The organism is Companilactobacillus huachuanensis (genome assembly GCF_005404815.1).
Taxonomy (GTDB): Bacteria; Bacillota; Bacilli; order Lactobacillales; family Lactobacillaceae; genus Companilactobacillus; species Companilactobacillus huachuanensis.
The window spans coordinates 21,129-27,557 of sequence record NZ_BJDF01000026.1; the positions used below are offsets into that span (position 1 = coordinate 21,129).

At 36.1% G+C, this 6,429-nt stretch carries 7 protein-coding genes; 2 read left to right on the forward strand and 5 right to left on the reverse strand.

Features of this window, described 5'->3' with window-relative positions:
• The first annotated feature begins 12 nt into the window (after positions 1–12).
• Positions 13–1,197: an MFS transporter gene (locus FFM71_RS11900; protein ID WP_137612374.1), complete on the forward strand. Its 1,185-nt coding sequence runs from the start codon at positions 13–15 to the stop codon at positions 1,195–1,197.
• A gap of 244 nt (positions 1,198–1,441) precedes the next feature.
• On the opposite strand, the gene FFM71_RS11905 is transcribed toward FFM71_RS11900, so the two are convergent.
• Positions 1,442–1,999 carry a DapH/DapD/GlmU-related protein gene (locus tag FFM71_RS11905; protein WP_137612381.1) on the reverse strand — a complete coding sequence of 186 codons (558 nt, stop codon included), beginning with the start codon at positions 1,997–1,999 and terminating at the stop codon, positions 1,442–1,444.
• A gap of 20 nt (positions 2,000–2,019) precedes the next feature.
• Positions 2,020–2,370 carry a cyclophilin-like fold protein gene (locus FFM71_RS11910; RefSeq protein ID WP_137612375.1) on the reverse strand — a complete coding sequence of 117 codons (351 nt, stop codon included), beginning with the start codon at positions 2,368–2,370 and terminating at the stop codon, positions 2,020–2,022.
• Between the two features lie 190 nt (positions 2,371–2,560).
• Here FFM71_RS11910 and FFM71_RS11915 point away from each other — a divergent pair, with 190 nt between their 5' ends.
• Entirely contained in the window at positions 2,561–3,553 is a 993-nt protein-coding gene (locus tag FFM71_RS11915; RefSeq protein WP_137612376.1) for an aldo/keto reductase, read from the forward strand.
• Here FFM71_RS11915 and FFM71_RS11920 read toward each other — a convergent pair.
• The 3 genes from FFM71_RS11920 to FFM71_RS11930 form a co-directional block, all read right to left on the reverse strand.
• Positions 3,550–4,434, reverse strand: a complete 885-nt coding sequence (locus FFM71_RS11920) for a LysR family transcriptional regulator (RefSeq protein ID WP_137612377.1) — start codon at positions 4,432–4,434, stop codon at positions 3,550–3,552. The genes FFM71_RS11915 and FFM71_RS11920 overlap by 4 nt on opposite strands.
• Before the next feature lie 311 nt (positions 4,435–4,745).
• Positions 4,746–5,504 (reverse strand): carboxymuconolactone decarboxylase family protein, encoded by a 759-nt coding sequence (locus FFM71_RS11925; protein WP_137612378.1) that lies wholly within the window; start codon positions 5,502–5,504, stop codon positions 4,746–4,748.
• Between the two features lie 27 nt (positions 5,505–5,531).
• A complete protein-coding gene (locus tag FFM71_RS11930) occupies positions 5,532–6,410 on the reverse strand; it encodes an NAD(P)-dependent alcohol dehydrogenase (protein WP_137612379.1) in 879 nt (292 codons plus the stop codon).
• Between the last annotated feature and the right edge of the window lie 19 nt (positions 6,411–6,429).

Consider the following 6,429-nt stretch of genomic DNA (forward strand, 5'->3'; position numbering starts at 1 on the left):
GGGGGATTTGCAATGAACAAGTATCGCTGGCAAGCTAGTGCCTTGGTGCTCGTGGCTTTTATGCTGGGGTGTAATGAATTTATGGTGGTTGGTGTTATTTCGGACATTGCTAGTTCATTACGTGTAACTGTTGCGACTGCAGGTTATTTGGTAACCATCTTTGCCATTGTCTATGCGATTAGTACTCCTTTGATAACGATTTTTACCAACCGGTTTAACCGTTACAAAACTCTGATGGTACTCTTAGTGCTTTTCTTAATCGGAAATACTTGGAGTGGCTTTACAACTAGTTATTGGTTGTTCCTAATTTCTCGGATGGTCACAGCCGCTGTTGCAGGTTCGATTGAATCATTGATTATTCTATTTGCTAATGACATTGCACCCAGAAATAAAAGAGCAATGTTGATTTCATGGTTAGCAGTTGGTTTCAGTATTGCTTCCGTTGTTGGTGTCCCTATTGGATCGGCCATTAGTACCGCAACTAGCTGGCATGTGGCTTTCCACTTAATTTCTATTTTGAGTCTAGTAACATGCATCGTTATGGCCTTTATTTTGCCACGAAAGATTCCCCAAACTCCAGGTGGTATCAAAGACCAACTGGTATTATTGACTGACAAACGAATTTACCTTGGCTCCATCCTGATTCTCTTCTCAGCCGCAGCTTTATACGCCTACTATACGTACATCAGACCATTGCTTACAAATGGATTAGGCTTTGGAACCACAGCGTTAAATTGGTTGTTGTTTGCTTTAGGAATCATGAGCATTTTAGGCAATCGACTATCCGGCTCAGTGGCCGAAAAAAGCGGGTTGAAATCTATGCCAAAATTTTACATTGCCGACATTATCTTGCTATTACTAATGCCAATGGCAATGGGCAACAAAGTTACGGGATTTGGCCTCTTTCTAATGCTGACCTTAATTATTTCGGTAGTTAACTCGCCTATTCAAATCCATTTCCTTGATGTAGCCGAAGCAGATTATCCACAAGCAACATTACTAGCATCATCCCTCAATGCTATCTTCTTTAACATTGGTATTTCCGTGGGTTCGGCCACTGCATCAGTTGTCCTCGTTCGGGGTGGTCTTTTAAGTCTTGGTTATGGTGCCACAGTATTTGCCATTTTATCCTTAGTTACTGCAATTATTTTAAATCGTGTAATTGCTTCTCATAAGTCTGAACAAGTTGAAAATTAAATTAAAGCATTTAAAAAGCAGTTGCTTTTCACTTCATGGAATATTTTCCGGTGAATAACAACTGCTATTTTCTTATCGTCAATTACAAAAATAATCACAAAGCCATTGCTGTGAACTAAGCCTTAATATATCAAATATATACATAATCGGTGCGATACAATGTAACATTTTATCTAGAAAAAATTAGTCAGAAGAGATGGAAAGACCCATCCTATTTTGGACTACAGGTCTAATTTACTTTGCTTCACTTGATATATTTAATAACTTTTGCTGGTACACCGACTGCGACAGCATTATCAGGAATATCTCTCGTAACTACTGCACCAGTTCCAATTATTGAATTTTCACCAATAGTTACTCCAGGAGCCACGTTTACTCGTGCTCCTAACCAAGCATTCTTCTTAATGTGAATTTCTTTTGTACTAATTGTTCTAATATTATTAGGTTCATGATTATCGGTAAATAGTCCGACTCCTGGCCCCATCATTACTCCATCATCAATAGTTATTGTCCCAACGGACATCATAGTAAGATTGTGGTTTGCGTATACGTTTTTCCCAATAAATACACGATTAGCACAGTCTATATACATTGGCGGAGTAAAAAAAGTTCCATTTTTCATTTGATTATTCAGTAATTCATTTTCAAGTTTTAATATTCCTTCACGATTACTGGGCCTTGTAGCATTAATATCGAAACAAATATCGTTACATCTATCAATTTCACCATGGACCTCTGTTTGATATTGCTTATCACGAATATCATACGATTGACCCTTTCGTAATTTTTCAAATACATTCATCATTATTTATCTCCCTTTTACTATAGCAGCGTGATATCAACGTCTATGGACTTTGGACCATTAGATAACATTTCAATCAGAGATTGATCAACCACATGTCCTATTTCGATCACTTCATACGGAGAAATGTTTAAATCCGCAAAATTTAATGAAAAAGCATTACTTCCTGCAAAATAATAAATATATCCTGATTGAACCTGACTGGTTCCATTTGCCGTCAATTTGACTCCTTGAGGCAAGGAATTATAGTACTCGTTTGAACCACTTCGATTCAGTTTTAAGTTCAAAGGAAATTGCTTTTGGATTTCATTTGAGATTTCTGACTCTTCTAATTCAGCTAAATATGTTTTTCCTTGAATTCTGATGCTTATTTTTTTTCATAATACTCTCCTAATTTAATTTATAATTCATTAAATCAAATGTTATATATTATGCATATAAAGCGATTACACGTTATTGAATTTTTGAATCCATAATTAAATTTATCTATTAAGCACCTGCCTCAAAATCCCTTAAAATTGAGTTGTAGTTAGAATGAGGAAAAGAGAGGATTCAATTATTATGGAATATACAAAATTCGGTAATACAGGTATGGATGTATCAAGAATTTGCTTAGGTATGATGAGCTTTGGTAAACCGGGCAAAGAAAATGGTTTATTCCCTTGGGCAAAAACTTTTGATGAAGGAAAGGATATTTTTAAAAAGGCAATCGACTTAGGTATTAACTATTTCGATACAGCCAATGTTTATCAACTTGGTACAAGTGAGAAAGTGACCGGACAATTTATCAAAGAATATGGTTTAAATAGAGACGATATTGTTGTAGCCACTAAAGTTGATATGGAAATGCGCGAGGGCCATCCTAATGGTCATGGTTTATCAAGAAAAGAAATTCTAAGCGAAATTGACCACAGTCTTGAACGATTACAGATGGATTACGTTGATGTATATCAAATCCACCGTCTAGATCCAAACACTCCAATGGAAGAAATCATGGAAGCACTACATGACGTTGTAAAAAGCGGTAAAGCTCGGTATATTGGTTGTTCAACCATTTGGGCTTGGCAATTGGAACGTATGCAACAAATTGCTGAGCGCCATGGTTGGACAGAATTTGCCTCAATTCAACCACAATATAATTTGCTTATGCGTGAAGAAGAAAGGGAAATCTTACCATTAGCACAAGATCGTAAAATGGCCGTTGTGCCTTGGAGTCCACTTGCTGGCGGTCTTTGTGCACACCCTTGGGGTACGGTTACTCACCGTACTCAAAATGATGATGTTACACCGATGGTATTTGGCAAAGATGCCGCTTTAAATAAACCAATTGTTGATAATCTAGAAAAAATAGCTAAGGAACACGGTCGTTCAATGGCACAAGAATCATTGGCTTGGATGCTTAGCAAGCCATTCATTACTGCACCAATTGTTGGTACTTCCGCTGTTAAACATATCGAAGAAGCCGTTTCGGCTCTTGATATCAAACTTGATGATGACGAAATTAAATCATTGGAAGCACCATATCAACCACATACGAAGACTGACGCATTCTAAAGTGGAACGTCACTAGTTTGATATAGCTTTTGTAATAAATTTATAAATTTCTTAGTAGACTTTCTATTGTCCGAAGAGTGGGTAACCAGATAGCATGGTACTTCTATGTCACTTTTAAATGGTATCCATTTAAATTCATTATTTTGATTATTCATAAAGCCAAATGTCAAAGCGACATCCTCACTACTGGAAACTTGTATCAAGGTAGATGCAAAGTTGGGACTATTTCGAACATTTATTGATTCAAATTGAGTCAAGCTTTCCCTTATAGTTCTAAATTCATCGTAGAATTCGGATCCAATTATTATTTTACGATGATTCAAATTTTCAGCTGAGACATTTTCTAGTTCTGCGAGTTCATCATCTTTACGACAAACTAAATAAACATTACTTCTAAACAGTGGATACTTTTGAATATCTGCTGTTTTTTTTATCTGATTACCAAATAAGAACAGTATATCAGTCCCTTCGTCAAGGAACCTGTTAACACCCATGTCTTTTGAAAAAATGGGAATTATAGATATATCAGGATAAATCCGATGGATTTTTTTAATAGCATCGGGTAGTAAAATCAACGAGGATCTATTAGGTAATCCAATTTTTAAAGTTTTTCCCAAGCTATTTGAGAGGTTTCTTTCTTGTTCAATTGCATCCGAAAGACTGAGATAAATTGAACGTAGCTCAATCACAAAATTTGACCCACTATCTGTTAATTGCACTCCAGCATGTGTACGATTAAAAATCATAAATCCTAATTCATCTTCTGCCCTTTTAATTTGATAAGTTAGAGTTGGTTGTGAAATAAATAAATTTTTAGAAGCTTTACTGTAATTAAGGGTTTTAGATAATTCTAAAATTGCCTTCATTTGCTTAGTATCCATTTTAATTCACCATTTTAGTCTCTGAAATTTTTTATAATTAAAAAAAATCTAGTCGGAAGGGCCGAGGATATTTACCTGCTGCGGGTGTGACACGGCAGTGTTCTGCTCGTTATTACGCCACGAGACGACTTTTGAAACTCACATAGTTTTCGTGAAGTTCAAAATCGAGGACCGAGACCGCGCCAAGATTTACACCAATCTTCATCGCAGCCTATATTTCTCGCTACTGGAGACGGAATTCTAACAACAACACATCCTATACAGCTTTCAATTTTTAGTTATTTTATAGATTTTCATTCAAGAAAAAGTATTTAAGCCTTATCTTCATGAATAACTTCATTCAATAAATTCAAGGCAGTTAAAGTCCGTGGATATCCAATAAATGGCAACAACACGGTAATAGTGTCAATTAACACTTGTTTGTTATTACCAACATTCTTATTAGCAGCAATATGTCCTTTAACTTGTGGATCAGCTCCGCCCATAGAAATCAGCATTGTAAATGTTAATAATTCTCGAGTTTTATCATCTAATCCGCTGCGAGTATAAAAATCTCCAAAACAATTATCGGCTAAGAATGTTGCAAAATGTTTCTGATTTTCTGGAGCATTGGCTAACATATTATCAACTGTCCCACCGACAATACGGCGAACTGTCTTAAAGCCTTCATCCTTTCTTGAATCAGGAGTTGTTGTACTTTGAGGTTCTAGAGGTACTGAAATACCCTTTTCTACAAACACGTCATTAGTACCATTTAAGAAGTCAAAAGTTTTCCCTAATCCAACGTATGGAACTGACTGATAAACAATTTCTTTAATTTCAACTGTCGTTACTCCAACATTTAGAGCAGCTGTCAACATTGCTTCGTATTCGTTGAGACATTGCATGGCAATCAATGCGGCCAAAGTTACCTTCAGACGTAATTTTGTCTCAATTTGACTGTGTTGCAAAACTTCATCAAATGCAAAGTTGTCAAAAATATCAATAAACTCCGGGTCAGTCTTCTTTAAGGTTGAGACATGATTTGGAAACATTTCATCGTGGTTTTTTTGTGCTCTTTTATTTGGCATATTAACAACCTCCTCGTGTTATAAGTTTTATTTCAAGGTCGACATATCAATGACATAGCGATAATGAACTTTACTATCAAGAATATTTTGATAAGCAGTTGGTACGTCATCAATTCCAATCATTTCAATTTGAGGCTTAACATCATTTTTAGCCGCAAAATTTAACATCTCTTGAGTCATAGCAATACCACCAACATTTGAAGCAGTCAAATTAGCTTGATTGCCAAAGATTGAGAACAAATTGAGATGAATTTCATCACTAGGAATCCCCACGTAACAAAATACTCCGTTAAATTTCAATAATGGCATATAGTTATTTAAATCTAAATCAACGGCTACAGTATTTAAAATAAAATCAAATTGACCAGCTAGAGGTTGGAAATCTTCAGTATCTTTTAAAATTTCATAACCAGTTGCCCCGAATTTTGCAGCTTCCTCACGCTTGCTTTCTGAGTGACCAAATACAGTAACATCAGCACCCATTTTGGCAGCAAATTGAACGGCGATATGGCCTAAGCCACCTAATCCAATGATGGCTACTCTACTATCTTTGCCAATATTATATTGTTTCAAAGGATTGTACGTTGTGATGCCAGCACACAATAATGGTGCAGCATTCGCTAATGACAATTCATCAGGGATGTGTAAAACAAAGTGGTCTTTAACAACAATGGCTTGTGAATAGCCACCTTGTGTGACAGTTCCATCATAATCTTTAGAATCAAAGACAATCACAGTACCCTTTTCACAAAATTGTTCTTGTCCAGCCTTGCAAGCAGCACACTTGCCACAAGAGTTAACGAAGCATCCAACGCCGACACGATCAGAGGCTGCTGAAAAAGTCCATAAGATATTTATAATGTTTTTTAAGCATCCAGTTATGGGTGCTTTTTTGATATAATCCACTTAATGAGGTAGATGACTA